Origin of the sequence: Ureibacillus acetophenoni, assembly GCF_900220965.1 — a bacterium.
Classification (GTDB): Bacteria; Bacillota; Bacilli; order Bacillales_A; family Planococcaceae; genus Ureibacillus; species Ureibacillus acetophenoni.
On sequence record NZ_OBQC01000025.1, the window covers coordinates 1 to 16,332 of the forward strand.

Consider the following 16,332-nt stretch of genomic DNA (forward strand, 5'->3'; position numbering starts at 1 on the left):
TAAATTGTATTATCCGGTATTAGCCCCGGTTTCCCGGAGTTATCCCAAACTATAGGGCAGGTTGCCCACGTGTTACTCACCCGTCCGCCGCTAACCTTTCAAAAGCAAGCTTTTGAAAGGTCCGCTCGACTTGCATGTATTAGGCACGCCGCCAGCGTTCGTCCTGAGCCAGGATCAAACTCTCCATAAAATGGTGAATTTGAGTTAAGCTCAAAATTCAAACTGGCATCAATTTTGATGTCCAAAATTTTGTTTCTTATAATAGAAACGTTTAATTCATTAACGTTTTGTTGTTCAGTTTTCAAGGTTCATTCGTTTACTTCGAATCACTTATCGAAGCAACTTTTATATTATATCGTCATCTCATATCGATGTCAACACTTTTATGATTTTTATTTATGATTTTTATTAATCAGTTAATGCGACGTCTTAACGACTTAAATTAATATACCACTATATTTTTCACATTGCAACACTTTTTATTAAATTTATTGAAAAAAAGTAAGTATCCCGATACAGAGCATACCAGGTATGCCTAAGATAGCGATTGTTAAAGCAGAAAATAGATTTACAGGCACAATAATATTATATCCATCTGCAATAATATGAGCGATATATAAAATAGCAAATGCACACGCTAATCGAAACCAAAGAATTGCAAGTTTTTCTAATAGTGAACCGTACCCTACATTCTTCCCTATTAATATAAAACCAACTATGAGTAGCACACAAATGAAACCGATAATAATGTAAATAGTCATCTTATACTCCTTTTCAAATCTATCTTTATATTAGGAGCATATGCTATTGTGGCTACTCATATTTGCATTACTTGATTAATATTTTTCGGATTCTTGCTTCTTTGAACAAATAAAAATGAACACTCTCTGCAATTTTTCTTTGTGCAATAACATCTAAATCATAATCATCCATCAAACTCTCAATTACTTTTGTGTTATTCCAATCTTCTTTTGTTTCTAATATAAGATTGCGAAGTTTGTGATCATATTCTTTTTTCAATTTACCTTTTCGTCGAAACATGTAAAACGTCACTCACCCTTATCTCAGACAACTTTCCATCTCTAACTTTATGGGGAATAGTCAAAATCAACATGTTAACCTAGTTACTACTATTGTTTATAACTCTCTACGACCTTCTAATGCTTTTGACAACGTTACTTCGTCTGCATACTCTAAGTCCCCACCAACTGGTAACCCATGTGCAATACGTGTAGTTTTAATGCCTGATGGTTTAACTAAGCGTGAAATATACATCGCTGTTGCTTCCCCTTCAATCGTTGGGTTTGTTGCTAAAATTAATTCTTGTACTCTTTCATCTTGTAGGCGAGTAATTAATGATGCGACATTAATATCTTCTGGACCAACACCATCCATTGGAGAAATTGCTCCATGAAGTACGTGATATAGCCCTTGATAATCTCTCATTTTTTCCATTGCAATGACGTCTTTTGGATCTTGTACAACACAAATAGTCGTAACATCTCGCTGTTTATCTGAACAAATTTGACATGGGTCCACATCAGTAATATGCCCACAAACAGAACAATATGTTAGATTTCTTTTTGCATCGACTAAAGCCTTTGCAAAAGATAACACTGTATCTTCTTTCATCGTTAAAACGAAAAATGCCAGTCGGGCCGCTGTTTTCGGGCCGATTCCTGGCAATTTCATAAAGCTATCAATAAGCTTTGATATTGGTTCAGGGTAGTACATTGATTATCCTCCTAGAATGGAAGGTTTAAGCCTTGAGTGAATTTACCCATTGTTGATGCTGTAGTTTCTTCCACTTTCTTTAATGCGTCGTTAATAGCAACAACGACTAAGTCTTGTAACATTTCAACATCTTCAGGATCTACTACTGAAGGATCTAAATTTACTCCTAGTACTTCACGTTGGCCGTTAACTGTTACTTTCACCATACCGCCACCAGCAGTACCTTCGAATTCTCTTGCATTTAACTCCTCTTGAGCTTGCATCATTTCCTTTTGCATTTTTTGCATTTTTTTCATCATGCCTTGCATATTACCCATTCCACGCATAAATAATTTCCTCCTAATTATAAATAATCTCTAATTAAATATTTCACATTTCTATAGCAACAATTTTAGCTAATCTTCAATGACCTCTACTATATCTTTACCAAATAATTTTTCAGCTTCGGAAATCAATGGATCATCTGAAGTCATTTCTTGTACATCCTCTATAAATGGTTGTTCAGAATGTGAAAAGCTTGAGTCTTCTTGATTGGATGACTCATTTTTATCAGCCGTATGGTTTTCCTTAATAAAGTTTTCACGAACTTTATACCAATCATCTTCTGGAATACATAATAACTCATACATATTACCGGAAAGTTGTAATAAGAATTGACTAAAACTTGCGGTTAGTTCTCTATTCTCGGCAACCATCTTACAATGAATATCATACTTGAATTTTACCACAAATGCACTCGATGATGCCGCTACAGGTTCAGCTTCTGCAAAAAGTGCTGCATGTGATTTTTGTAGTTGGCTAAGAACTTGCATCCATCCATTTTTAATCGTCTGGATATCTTTCTTAGTAGCTCCTTTTAACACTTCTTTAATTTTTCCTATAGGAGCATTATAGTTTTGTGATTTTGCCCTTGGGCGAGGTGCTTCTTTTGCTTGTGGAGCCGCGGCTGGTTGCACTCCATTTTGCAACTGTTGCGTAAGGCTTTGAACCATTTTTTCAAGTGTTGCAACTTTATCCATCAATTGCGGGTCTACTACATTGCCGGCGCTCGCAGTTGATTGAGTTACTCCCCCAACATTAGAATACTGCGCCATTTTCAATAGAGCAGTTTCTAAATAGATTTTCGTATGGTGTGAGTAGCGCATTTCTTGTTGTGTTTTAGCTAGTATATCGATAAATCCGTAAAGATTGTCGGCGCTAAATTCATGTGCCAACTGCATAAATTTCTCTTCCGGTGTTACTAACTCTAATAATTCGTCGAGTTCTCGACTAGTTTGTAACAATAGTAAATCACGGAAAAATGTAATTAAATCTTCTGCTAGTCGTACCGGTTCTTTCCCGTCTGCAATAAGCCCTTCCATTAGCGACAGTACTTGTGCAACATCTTTTTCTTTTAAGGCAATCGCTACGTCATAGAAAACATCCTGACTTACAGAACCCGTTACAAGTAGTGCATCTTCTAGCGTTAACGATTCGCCGCTAAATGATACGACTTGATCTAGTAAACTTAACGCATCACGCATACCACCTGCCGCTGCCTGTGCAATGACTTTTAAGGCTTGTTCATCGAACGGCAAATGAATATCTTCCAATACAACTTTCATACGTTCTAAAATATCATTCGACGAAAGACGTTTAAAATCAAATCTTTGACAGCGTGAGATAATCGTTGCAGGAAGTTTATGAGGTTCGGTAGTTGCTAATATAAACACTGCATGAGCTGGAGGTTCTTCTAATGTTTTTAGTAATGCATTAAAGGCACTTGTAGAAAGCATATGCACCTCGTCAATAATATACACTTTAAAACGTGCATTGGCCGGCGCAAATCTAACCTTTTCGATAATGTCACGCATTTCCTCCACTCGTGAATTGGATGCTGCGTCAAATTCAATAACATCTGGGTGGGATCCTTCTGTAATGCTAAAGCAAGTTGGACATTCGTTACACGGTTCGTTCGATGGCGCATTCTCACAATTTAATGCTTTAGCAAAAATTTTCGCCGTACTCGTTTTCCCCGTTCCACGAGGCCCAGAAAAAAGATATGCATGTGTTGTTTTATTTGCTAGGAGAGCATTTTGAAGCGTTCTTTTTACGTGTGTTTGACCGGACATTTCTCTAAAACTTTGAGGTCTATAGACACGATAAAATGCTTGATACGTCAACTTTTTCTTCCCCTTCTAATTTCACTAATTTGGTAGGTCTATTATAGCATAGGTTCTTTTATCATTTCCTTTCATATTCTCAAAAATGTAGATACATTATTATTTCATAAAGAAAGCTGCTACAAGATTTTAATAATAAAATCCAGTAACAGCGTCTTTTATCACTTTCTTTTTAGTTCTTTTAAAATTTGGCTAACATTCGTTTCTTCAACAACTTGTTTATTGTCTGTAGACTTTTTAGTTTTACTAGTCGTTTTTAAGAAGCTCCATCCAAAACGTCTTAACGTAATATCAATAAAGAATAGAAGCATACTTGCTAGAACTAACCAAATCGTTATACTTTGTCTTTCGTTACCTTTAATAGAAAAATCTCGGAATACTTTAGAGGAATCTTCTAATGATAGAATTTCTCCCCCGGTTCTTTCAGCAATTTCATTTAATAACATCTCATTCGGAGGTTTTAACTCATATTCAGCGCTATAAGGAATCGTTAATCCTGCCTGATAAATTGCATCTGTTCCATCATTTTGAGTAATTCTGAAAAATACGAGCCCAGGATCTGATTCTGCCATAACACGTACCTTACTTGTTGAAAGAACTTCTGATTGAATCTCGAGTTCCTCACCTTTTTCATTCACTACCGCTATATCTAAAAATGCAGCTTTATTCGTCGGGTCAGTAACGACAAATGCCCCTTCTGCATCCTGGCGAATATCATAGGCAACATCATTGTAAGAAGGTAACATCCTAGAGACAGCTGTTTGCCAGAAGTTTGTCCATTCATCCCAACGAGCCCAGTCTCCTGTCCATGTACCTGTTGAATCTGATGTAAATGCAATGGTACGGCCTAGTCCATATTGCCATTCGGCTAAAACTGGGTCTTCTTTTTCACTTTCAGCAATAACAGTTGCAGTTTGTTTAGCAGTCGTTGCAATATAGGCATTCATTTGTGGTACACCATTTTCAAAAAGACTATTCCAACCTAATGCATGATAAATCATTGGGTAAAACGGATTATCTTCTATATAAGTACGTGTAATCATTGCCGTTTCCCTTGAAAGTATTGAAGGGATTGTCGTTTCATCAACTACACTATAGAAACGGCCACTTCCCATCTCACTAAGCATTTCTAGTAAGTTCGCATCTGCATCTGATCCGATTGCGACAGTAGAAAGTGTAATATTATTCGCTTTTCCATCTTCAATTAAATCCTCATAACTATTCGATGTTGCAGATTGTCCATCTGTCAGCAAAATAATATGTTTTCGTTGTAAATCTAAATCCGACAAATTATCATAAGCCATCGCAAGTGAGGAATAAATCTCTGTTCCCCCACCCGGAGGAATTGATAAAATTGTATTCACTGCCTTTTCACGGTCTACTAATGGAGCAGTTTCAATAACTTCCCAAGGTCGGTCATCAAATGCAATAAATCCAAGGGTATCGCCATCTCTTAATAGCTCTACTGACCTCGCAGCTGCTTCTTTTGCTAATTGGATTTTTGGACCCATCATACTTCCAGACCGGTCGAGCACGATGACAAGCCCTAAAGAAGGAAGTTGGTGTTTGCCTTTCACTTCCATTTCTACTGGTAGTAACTGCTCGATTGGCGTTTTAAAATAGCCTCCTAACCCAAAGCTATTTTCTCCACCAACCATCATAAATCCAACACCGAAGTTCTTCACTGCCTGTTCAATAACACTCATTTTTGCTTCCCCTATCTTGTGTCCAGGGATGTTATCAAAAATAATAGCGTTATATTGTAGATAACTAGAAAGTGTACTTGGCAATTCTTCAGATGGCAGCACAACATAATCGATAGAATTTGGTCCTAGTGCTGTTGCAATCGGTGAGCCACCTTCACGATCACTGACAATAAGCAGTTGAGGGGAACTGTGCACCATCGTAACACTCGTTAATTTATTATTTTCTATTATCCCGTCTTCACTAACTTGTACAAGAGCTTCGTATTTAACTAACCCTTCCGCATTTCCAACGTGCCGGTAAGTAAATGAATTGGTTCCCGCTTCTAATCGAACAGGCTCTTGATAGATAAGTTGGTCATTTTCATATAAGTGAAGTACACCTTCAGTTGCCTTCGTAGAGTGAATCTCTGTAACTAGCTGCTGCTGTTCTCCAGCATAAGCAATTTGAGGCGTGACAAAGCGAACGATTGATACGTCCGAAACATAAGGTTTTTCTAACGGAACAACATCAACTGACACATTTGAACCAGAAAGTTTAATTAATTGATTTGATACTTGCCCTTTCGTTTCAAGCCCGTCTGACATTAAAACGATTCTCGTTGCCTTTTTTGGGTCAACTATGCTCGTTGCAATTTGCAATGATTCTTCAATATTTGTTTCACTTGGATTATTGACGTTACTTAAAGAAGGCGCATGTTCAATGGAATTAGATAATATCGTTTCCGTTTGTAATCCTGCTGCAAAGGAATAAATCCCTACTTCATGATGTTCATTTTTACCTTCCAAGCTATTTTCAATAAAAGCAACCGCCTCATTCTCTGTTCCATTTAAAGATGCAGAGCGGTCGATTAAAAAAACGACCTGTTCATCTTTTATCGGTAATAACGTGTATGGTGAAGTTAACGCGAATACAAGCAATAATACAGAAAGGGACCTAATTCCAAATACAATCAAATGTCTCTTTTTCAACTCACCCTTATGACGCCACCAAGTCCAACCAAAATACAAAATAAGTGGGATTAACAATAAAAGCGCAAGAGGAAAATTAATTCGCAAATCCACGTCTTCTTTGCACCTCCCACTCAATTACAAGTAATAATAATACGATGAATAAAATCCAATTAGAGAGCGATTCCCTCGTTTTAATATCTTCTCCATCACTTTGAAGCTGACCAAGTTCAAAACTCGTACCTTCCTGAATAGAACGCTCCAGATTTGAAAGTTGAACTAAGAAATATTTCTGTTCTTCTTGCGAGCGAATAGTATAAACACCAGGTATAGTAGGTGCTCTGAAATGCCCCGGACTTTCAATAGTAGAAATATATTCACCTTCAAAAGAATAGATAGTCCATTCATCATCTATTAAAGAGACCGCCTTGGACTCATTCGGTCGGAAAATTCCTAAACTTTGTGTCCCTTCCGACAATTCATTTTGCAAACTCCATAACATTAATGGAAATGAAGGATGAAGAGGCCAGTCCGTCGATTCAATATCAGCTAAAATTACGATATCTCCTTTAGGAGAGCGTTGGATAAATGGCTTCTCTCCAATTGTTGCAATTGTTGTAAACCCATCAAAGGACGGATAGATTGCACTAACATATACATCTTCTAAATCACTAAAGGCAAACAAAGGATCTTTAGAAACATCTACCATACTATTTATTTCTTCTGCAGATTCATCATCTCTACCAATCAAAATAACCTTACCACTAGACTCATCTAGTAAATCGGTTTGGTTGGTTATGACAATCCCCTTATCGGCCATTTGTTTCATTTGATCGGTTTGTACAATTTTAACGTCGGCATCTAATGCTTGAAATCCTTTTTGAACAAGGGCGTGCATTTGTTGGTCAACAATAATATCTAATTGAGCTCCACTTAAAATACTACTTACCGCATTATCAGCTTCATAGTCGTCATCTACATCAATATGAGCAGTCAGAACGGTTGATAGAGGGAATTGATCGTACATAAGAGAAAGTTCTTCATTTGCTTCTATCGTTATTTTTTCTTCTTTTAGATTTTGTTCCATATCATCAACGATGGATAAGGTCATTTCATGTACAAGTTCTGTTTCATTTTTTATTTGCACCAATGCAGAAATTTCCCCATTCACTTCAGTCGCTGCAAATTTAGTAATTGCGACATTTTTCAAATCCTTCTCTGCACCTTTAACAACCCACTTTACCCGATCAGTCTCAATGGGTAATTCTTTTCTATCTAAAGAATCAGTAAAAATATAAATGGAAGTTGATGTATCACCAACAAATGCTTGTGCTACATCGATTGCTTTTGATAATTGTTCATCTTCATAAGTGACTGTTAATTGATCAATTGTATTATGTATAAGCGTGTTGTCAGTTTCTTGGCGAAGGATGACATTAGGTTCTTCCCCAGTAGTCACTATCGTTAGTGGACGTTCTGCAATTTCCGAAACAAGTGATTTCATTTCTTCTTTGTGCTTATCAAAAGTGGATGTTTCTTTACCAGCTAACATGCTAGCAGATGTATCAACAATCCAAATAATTTGCTCTCCTGCCATTTCTGATTTTTTAATAAATGGGTTCATTAAAGCGAGCGTAAACAATATTAATGCAAGTAATTGTAAGTACAGCAAGGCATTTCTTTGTAAATGTTTTAAATACGGTGAAACACGTGTTTCTTGCATCACTTCATCCCAAAACATCGTTGAAGATATAGTTTGATCTTTATATTTTTTTCTGAAAAAGTAGTAGATCAAAACGATGATTGGTAGGATTAAAGTCCACAAAAATAGTAAATTACTAAACCCCATTGAACTTCACCTCACTGTACCATTCGAGCTCTTAATAGATTTTGAAAGATCGCATTTTGTAACCCATCTTCTACGACAAGTTGAATTGTTCGTATTCCAAAGCGACTTGCGACTTTTTCAAATTGACGTTCATGCATTTCTCTCGTTTTTACATATTCTCCGATCACTTTCGTAGACATCGAAACATTAGTTTCTTTATTTGTTTCTATATCAATTAAACGAAGGTCACCGGTATATGAAGGATTTAATTCTTCTCTCGTAACAATTTGAATACAACGGATGTCTCCTGCAAAGCGTGGCATTCGTTTGAAAAATTGTTCCCATTCCTCAATAGGTTCATATCCATCTGTTACGATAAATAAAACAGTACTATCTTTTGGCAACACTTTGAATCCTTCTGTTGTTAACTGTCCATTAAATGAAGCATCCTCTATCTCCGAAACATGCTGCAAAAACCCTTTACGATTTGTTGCACCTTTTCTACGAAACATTGGCTTTTTTTCACCATCTTGTAGATAGGAAAACGATAAACGGTCATCTCGGTTTAAAACCATTAAGCCTAGACTCGCAACAATTTGTCTTGCAAATAACCACTTTTTTTGTTGTCCCATGGACTTTGTAGAATCTAATAAAATATGAACACGCATTTCCTGTTCATCTAAAAAACGTTTTATATAAAATTTTTCCGTTCGTGCATACACGTTCCAATCCACTTGTCGCACGTCGTCCCCTAAGGTATACTCGCGGAAATCCGAAAAATCTAAGGAGGATCCAAATCTTGCAGAGCGATGAGACCCCTTATGTTGGCCGCGCAACTTTGAAGTAGTTGCAATCGATAATCGACTAATCTTTGCAATCCAATCATCAGGAAGAATGAGTTTGTCTTTCATCATGATCGAACGCCCTGCTGTACGCTTGATAGAATATCATCGATTAGGTCATCTGGAATCTTCCCCGATGCTTCTCCTTCATAATTCAACATGATGCGGTGTCTTAGAGCTGGTTTTGCTACAGATTTTATATCTGCAATAGATACGTGGAATCGTCCATTCATTACCGCGCGTGCTTTAGCTAACTTCAAAATACTTTGCAGTCCTCGAGGACCACTTCCATACATAACATATTGTTTTACTTCAGGTAGGATGTCAGCTCCTTCAGGATGAGTAGCAACAACTAAGTTCACGGCATACTCCATCATTTCATCTGCAACTAATACTTCCTTTACCATCTTTTGTGCTAATAGTAATCGGTCCCACCCCATAGCCTTTTGAAGCTCTACTTCCTGAGCTCCTGTTGTTCTTTTCATAATTTCCATTAGTTCCTGTTTTGAAGGATACGATACTAAAATCTTACATAGGAAACGGTCCATTTGTGCTTCTGGTAATGGATACGTACCCTCCATCTCAATTGGGTTTTGTGTTGCTAATACGAAAAATGGTTTAGCCATTTCCTTCGTATCACCTAAGATCGTAACTGTCTTTTCACCCATAGCTTCTAAAAGAGCACTTTGTGTTTTAGGAGTCGCACGGTTAATCTCGTCGGCAAGAACCATCTGACTAAAAATCGGTCCCGGTTGAAAAACAAACTTTTGCCTTCCATCTTCTGTACGTTCAATAATATTTGTTCCTGTAATATCTGTAGGCATTAAATCAGGTGTAAATTGAATACGGGAAAAGGACAAATCCAAAACTTCGGAAATTGTCCTTACTAACATCGTCTTACCAAGACCAGGCAACCCTTCAAGAAGAGCATGGCCATCCGCTAAAATAGAATATAACGTGTATGAAATCGCTTCTTCTTGACCAACAATAAATCGGTTAATTTCACTTTTCACCTGTTGTAATTGTTCACTAATTTCCTGATAATCTTGTTCACTATAAGCCATATTATTCTCTCCTTATTCCGACTCTATGGAACTAAAATAGGATTGCACGATCGATTGTAGATCTTTCGGCAACTGCATACGTTCCGAACTTTCCATATAGCGGTCCTTATATTGGCCGATTACCTCTTCGTAAGGGCGAATGGTTCCTTTTGTTACGGGAACCGGTCCTTCTTGCTCACCAATAGGTGTTCCTTCCCCAAGGGGGCCACCATCTACTACTACTTCTCCGTTTTCCCCAACACGTTCTGGTATAGATAGTAAGTTCCTATTTCCTTGGCCTAGGCCAGCACCATTACCACCTGAACCAGAACCTTGACCACCGGAACCGCCACCGTTCCCTTGACCTTGACCAGAGCCTGAACCTTGACCATTTCCTTGTCCTGATCCATTACCCTGACCTTGCGAGCCGTTCGTTCCTTGACCGTCTGAACCATTGCTTCCGCCATCGTTATTCCCATTCCCTTGACTACTTTGACCATTACTCTGTTGTCCTGATGAGCCAGATTGGTTATCATTGTCCCCTTGACTTTTATCACCATTACTTTCACTAGATGAATTCGAACTAGACTCTTGCGCAATCGCATTTTGCAAGTCAAAGCTAATAGATTTCCCTAACTTACTTAAAGCAGTTTGGGTAGCACCTGCACTTTCTGCTAATGCACTTTGAAGTTCTAACAATCCTTTTAATCGTTCCTCTTCTTCGGCAGTTAGCCCTTCTGCACCTTGGCCTTTACCAACTAAATCCTTTTTATCCTGAAGCTTCTGTTCTTGTAGCTTAAGCTCTTTTTGCTTTTTCACTACTTCACGTAAAGCTTCTTCCACTTGATCGACTTCTTTTAATTTATTTTGTAGCTCTTTTAATTGTTGTTTCATTTCTTCGTTCGCGGTCTTCTTCTCTAACTCCGCTACTTCTTCTTTTAACTCGTCAATTACTTCATTTTCTTTTTCAATAGCGACTGCTTCTTGTTGTGTTGGTGAAGGGAAAATATAAAGTACTCCCGTAATAAGAAACATAAACAATATTGCAATGAGTGCTTTTGGTTTCAATAACCTCTTTTTCCGTTGTTTAAAATTAGTAAATGAATCTTCCGAAGCCTTTTGTGCATTTTGTAAAATAGCATTTACTAATGGATTGGATTCATCTTTCAACGATAATGCTGTGACTAGTTCATTGTGAGGGTAAAAAGAGTCAAGACGAGTTAATGCCTCTTGATATTTCACTCTTCTCCACCATATATAACCAATCGTCACTAGAACGACGCCAATGCTACTCCACAAAGCAACATTACTATAGTATGGAAATACAAAAAGTCTAGATATAAAGAGAATCGCCGTATAAACAACAACCGCCAACAATAGACCGTACTGTAACCGAGGTAATGATTTTTCAATGTTTAAGCTTCTCTTCGCCCGTTCAACAAACTGCTGTAATGATTTACGACGATCCACCTTTACTCCTCCTTATCTGTTGTGTCTCATATTTGCACGTAATTTTCGAATGGCAATAAATAAACAAATTACGGTAATCAAACTATAAAATATTAAATAGACTATCCAATTTGGAAATGAGATGTTCGTAAGATTCGCTAGTTCATTTCCCATTTCAGGGAAAAGTATCGTTAACATTAATGCACCGGGGTTAATAGCTGCCCAGAAAAATGTAATTGGTGAACTAGGAGTTGGCCCCCCAATAGGTGTCGTAGGCATCCCCCCTGGAATACGGTCAAGTGAAAAGCCAACAAAGAAGAAAAAGGCTGTCACCGCTCCTAAGAAAATCATCGCACCATAAGTAGCAATCATCGACACAATCGTCTTTTTCGTGATTGTCGAAAACATAATCCCAATACTTCCAATAGCTATAACCGTTAATAAATAAAACAAGAAAATCGTTATTAATTGAGTTGGTGAAACTCCACCAAATAAAAACACGATACTATATAATGGAAGTCCCGCAATTAGTAATAGAATTAAAAACGCAATAGAAGACAGTAATTTTCCAATGATAATTTGTGTTGAGCTCTGTGTTGTCGTTAATAAAATATTTAACGTTTGCTTTTCTCTTTCTGAACTTATTGCACCTGCCGTTAAACCAGGGGTAATAAACATAACAAGTGCCATTTGAAGAACCGAAATAACCGAAAACATAATAAAACTTTCGCTCGGTCTAAAGAACCCCGTCCCTGTAAATTGCGTATATACGCTTAAAAAGCCTCCAACAAAAATAAATAGGAGAATTAAATAAAACATTAACCCCGAAAAACTTTTAAATGCGCGGAAACGTAATTTTAACTCTTTCATAAGTACGGGATTAGAAAATCGTTGATGCATTATTCATACGCCCCTTTCGTGATGGCCATAAAGACATCTTCCAAGTCTTTTTCTTCCACATTAAGCGAGTAAACTGGAATATTTGAAAGGAGTGCTTTTCGTAAAAGCTCTACTTGTTCCTCATCTGACCCTTTATAAGTAAAGGAAATTTCTTTTTTATCTTCTTGTAATTCAATCCCTGAAATAAATGGATCCTCTTCAAAGAAAGCGCGAGCCGCATCTAACTGGTCCACCACTTTCACTTTAATACGTTTATCACCTTGCAATTGTGCTTGTATAGATTCTACATGACCATGTGCAATAAGCTTTCCTCTATCTATAACAACAATTTCATCACACATTTCTGAAAGCTCCGGTAATATATGCGACGAAATAAGAATCGTTTTGCCCATAGATTTTAAATGCTTCAAAATATCACGCATTTCAACCCTTGCTCTTGGGTCTAACCCAGACGCCGGTTCATCTAATATCAACACTTTCGGATCATGAATAAGTGACCGAGCTAAACATAATCTTTGTTTCATTCCTCGGGATAATAAATCAACATACTCATATCGTTTGTCTGTTAAATTTACTAATTCTAACAACTCAGGAATTAATACTTTTCTTTTCTCAGCTGGAATCCCGTAACTAGCTCCATAAAAGTCTAAATATTCGTCTGCCTTCAGTTGATCGTAGACACCGAAAAAGTCAGGCATATAACCGATTACTTTCCGTATCTCTGCCGGGTCTCTCGTTACACTTTTCCCATGAATCGTCGCATCACCTGCAGTCGGAGATAAAAGGGTAGCTAAGATGGAAAAGATCGTTGATTTTCCAGCACCATTTGCCCCAACAAAACCACAGACAACTCCATCCCCAATGGATAGTTCAAAATGGTCTAAAGCTACAAATGAGCCGTATTTTTTTGTAAGCCCTTTGATTTCAATCATTCTTTTGCCACCCCTTTAATTTCAACTTCTGGCAGGATTACTGGAGTACCTCTATCGCCATTAAGAAATTCAATTTGGAAGATTACACGACCATCTTCAGATAAATAATAATTTTCATAGCTTTCTTTTTGGTTCGAGATTGGTTCATACTCGTTCGTTTGTACATTTAAAATGGAAACTGTTAGTTTGTTTTCCTTATTTGTAAATGAAATTTCATTCCAATCTCCTTGAGTTTTCACGTTTTCAGGAATCTCAACAATGTACGTATATTGGCCATCTTCCAAATACCATTGGTTCGTTGACTCATTCATTAAGTCAGCAAAACCAGTTTGACTAATCATATCAATGGATTTGTTTAGAATATCGCTACCTAATGTAATTTCACCAGATAATTCAACATTAGCATTGAATGGTTGAGCAATATAAGAAACTGGTGAGACGCTCGCATTGCCGTTATGTTGTACTCCTACAAGTGCTTGGTCCGTCCAGCCGATAATAACAGGTAGACCATTTTTTTCAGTTAACCCTGCGGCACCATATTTCGCTTTTTCTAAACGCATCGGTAAAATTTCGTCTTTCGATTGCGGATAGTTGTAGTTATAATTTGTATTCGAAGGAGCTAATAGTAATGCACTTTTTAGTTGCTCAGATACATTAATGGTAGCACCAGCAGCTATATCTCCAAGTGCTACTTCTATATGCCCAGACCAAATAGCAACGTCTTTTAATTCAAATGGAAATTCATTTGTAATTGTTCCTTCGAGTAAATTGTTCTTTAAAGATAAATCGGTTTTGATACTTCCTGCATTTGGAATGTTCGTTTCTCCAATAAAAGATTGAACTGACCAATAATTTAAATTGTTCAAATGAATACTAGAACCTTCAGCGTGATGTTCCACATAAGATTTTTCATGTAATTTATTCGTACTATTGCTACCGTTATATGTACGAGTGGCAATTGCAGTCGTACCCTTATCTAAATCGAAAGTAAAATCTCCTCCACGGTTTGTTAAAATCGATTCGATATAATAGCCAGATAGGTTATTATCTTCCGTAACTTGATAATAAGCAGTCTGTTGAATATGAGATTGGAACAGTCTGTCTTTTGCACCGACGATAAATAGTGCAATAGAAAGTGCAATTGAAATAGCCGGGATAATCCACCATGCATGCTCCCGTTTATCGAATTTTTTGAGAATTAGGTAGAGAATTGGGCCAATTAATAAAATATAAATCAGTACAATAATAATCAATGTTGTTACTGACACTTCAAATGATGGGAATAATTCATTTACTCCCCCAACTTCATATGGAAGATAATCCATATAGTTACCTGCAAAAGTCGGATATCCCCTAAATGGTTGATTTGAATCTAATTGAAGAATCGTAGCCATTAATTTTGAATATCCACTCATTGAAGCCAGTGGATTATCACCTAGAGAAAAAGCCGTTTGAATGATTTGCCCATTTCCTAAACTTGCTGTTGCGGCGATTATTTTTCCATCCGCCTCAATAGTTGAAAGGCTATTATTTGTTGCTTCAGCTTGATAGATCACAATGTTTTCAGTAAAAACGCCACCTTTTGATAGCGTCTCCAAGCTTTGACTAGTGATAGTAGTTCTTTCATTGGATAGTGTTAAAGGTAAATAGTCCTTAAATTGACTTACTGAAGATTCCACTTGGTCTGAACCACCTACAAGTAGAGTTCCTCCTTCTTGCACCCAATTAAAGATTGCTTTTTGTTGTTCTTCTGTTAAATGAGATATACCCATTTCATCTATAGCTAAAATATTTGCAAGCTTAAGACCCTTACTATTTGTAGGGAAATTGAAATTTTCAATTGAATTTAAGTGAAATACTTCTACATTAAATGTAGCAAATTGTTTAAGCTGTAAAAAAGATGATAGACGATCACTATTATCAGTTAGTGTATAGATGATTGTTGTATCAAGGTCATAGACACTCGGTCGTACTAATTTATCGCCAGAATAGTCGATTTCTTTTCCGCTTTCGATTCCACCTTCATAAAAGTAAAAAAACTGAGGCTGTTGGCTCATATACACGAAATCATCTGCTAAACCATCTAAGTAAAGTTGAATTGTTTTCGATTCACCTTCAGCAAGCTCTAATGGGTAGACGAGAGCCGACCCCGCATTATAAGTAGCAGGTGTATCGATGACTAAATCCCCTGAGAAAGCAGTACCACTATTCGTTACTGTTATGTTTAAAGGTAGTGGAGTATAGCTTTTTATATGATTGTCGACGCCAACCTCTGCATCAACATTTAAAATTGGGGCAGCACTTGCTTGTGTTATTGGAATAAAACTAATAACAAATGCTATGAGTATGGCAAAAAAATAACTTCTTCTTAACAAAAAACCAACTCCTTCAAATTTCCATCTATATAATTAGTACGTATTATAAAGTACTTTGTTCCAGAATTTAACCTATCTTAAGGAATTGTTCGTATAATTTACCAGTATTAATCAATTGCTATACAATAAAAAAAGAATCCACTGCGGTTACGTGGATTCTTTTTTATGTCCTTAAGATGTAGTCTCGTGGACACTTTTTTCGAATTTTTATTATTTTTGTCCTCGAGAAGCGGTCTCGTGGACATTTTTTTGGAATTTTTATTATTTTTGTCCTCGAGAAGTATTCCTGATTGAGCAAATCCCATTTTTCTAGGATAAAAAATAGAGTAGGGTGACCATTTTCATGGCCACCCCCTCATCAAACCGTACGTGCCCTATTAAGGCATACGGCTTACCAATGTGTTTAATTGAAT

At 37.0% G+C, this 16,332-nt stretch carries 13 protein-coding genes and 1 rRNA gene; all 14 read right to left on the reverse strand.

Annotation, left to right across the window (positions count from 1 at the left end):
* Positions 1-190, reverse strand: a 16S ribosomal RNA gene (locus tag CRO45_RS19180); the annotation flags it as partial.
* A gap of 298 nt (positions 191-488) precedes the next feature.
* Positions 489-761: a pro-sigmaK processing inhibitor BofA family protein gene (locus CRO45_RS19185; protein WP_097151243.1), complete on the reverse strand. Its 273-nt coding sequence runs from the start codon at positions 759-761 to the stop codon at positions 489-491.
* 67 nt (positions 762-828) lie between these two features.
* Positions 829-1,041: a YaaL family protein gene (locus CRO45_RS19190; protein WP_097151244.1), complete on the reverse strand. Its 213-nt coding sequence runs from the start codon at positions 1,039-1,041 to the stop codon at positions 829-831.
* 96 nt (positions 1,042-1,137) lie between these two features.
* Positions 1,138-1,734 carry a recombination mediator RecR gene (recR, locus tag CRO45_RS19195; protein ID WP_097151245.1) on the reverse strand — a complete coding sequence of 199 codons (597 nt, stop codon included), beginning with the start codon at positions 1,732-1,734 and terminating at the stop codon, positions 1,138-1,140.
* 11 nt (positions 1,735-1,745) lie between these two features.
* Complete coding sequence (locus CRO45_RS19200; RefSeq protein WP_097151246.1) at positions 1,746-2,060, reverse strand: YbaB/EbfC family nucleoid-associated protein; 315 nt, start codon at positions 2,058-2,060, stop codon at positions 1,746-1,748.
* A 69-nt stretch (positions 2,061-2,129) separates the two neighbouring features.
* Positions 2,130-3,896 carry a DNA polymerase III subunit gamma/tau gene (dnaX, locus tag CRO45_RS19205; protein WP_097151247.1) on the reverse strand — a complete coding sequence of 589 codons (1,767 nt, stop codon included), beginning with the start codon at positions 3,894-3,896 and terminating at the stop codon, positions 2,130-2,132.
* 161 nt (positions 3,897-4,057) lie between these two features.
* The gene (locus CRO45_RS19210) at positions 4,058-6,664 is read right to left on the reverse strand and encodes a VWA domain-containing protein (protein WP_097151248.1); all 2,607 of its coding nucleotides are present in this window, start codon (positions 6,662-6,664) and stop codon (positions 4,058-4,060) included.
* The gene (locus CRO45_RS19215) at positions 6,648-8,399 is read right to left on the reverse strand and encodes a vWA domain-containing protein (protein ID WP_097151249.1); all 1,752 of its coding nucleotides are present in this window, start codon (positions 8,397-8,399) and stop codon (positions 6,648-6,650) included. Before CRO45_RS19215 ends, CRO45_RS19210 begins: the two co-directional genes overlap by 17 nt.
* An 11-nt stretch (positions 8,400-8,410) precedes the next feature.
* The gene (locus tag CRO45_RS19220) at positions 8,411-9,289 is read right to left on the reverse strand and encodes a DUF58 domain-containing protein (RefSeq protein WP_097151255.1); all 879 of its coding nucleotides are present in this window, start codon (positions 9,287-9,289) and stop codon (positions 8,411-8,413) included.
* Positions 9,289-10,284, reverse strand: a complete 996-nt coding sequence (locus tag CRO45_RS19225; RefSeq protein WP_097151250.1) for an AAA family ATPase — start codon at positions 10,282-10,284, stop codon at positions 9,289-9,291. Before CRO45_RS19225 ends, CRO45_RS19220 begins: the two co-directional genes overlap by 1 nt.
* Before the next feature lie 12 nt (positions 10,285-10,296).
* The gene (locus CRO45_RS19230; RefSeq protein WP_097151251.1) at positions 10,297-11,733 is read right to left on the reverse strand and encodes a hypothetical protein; all 1,437 of its coding nucleotides are present in this window, start codon (positions 11,731-11,733) and stop codon (positions 10,297-10,299) included.
* A 12-nt stretch (positions 11,734-11,745) separates the two neighbouring features.
* Positions 11,746-12,612, reverse strand: coding sequence for an ABC transporter permease (locus CRO45_RS19235; protein ID WP_097151252.1), 867 nt, complete (start codon positions 12,610-12,612; stop codon positions 11,746-11,748).
* On the reverse strand, positions 12,612-13,544 hold the full coding sequence (locus tag CRO45_RS19240; RefSeq protein ID WP_097151253.1) for an ABC transporter ATP-binding protein: 933 nt from the start codon (positions 13,542-13,544) through the stop codon (positions 12,612-12,614). Before CRO45_RS19240 ends, CRO45_RS19235 begins: the two co-directional genes overlap by 1 nt.
* The gene (locus tag CRO45_RS19245; RefSeq protein ID WP_097151254.1) at positions 13,541-15,919 is read right to left on the reverse strand and encodes a hypothetical protein; all 2,379 of its coding nucleotides are present in this window, start codon (positions 15,917-15,919) and stop codon (positions 13,541-13,543) included. The genes CRO45_RS19240 and CRO45_RS19245 overlap by 4 nt, the downstream gene beginning before the upstream one ends.
* Positions 15,920-16,332 lie beyond the last annotated feature (413 nt).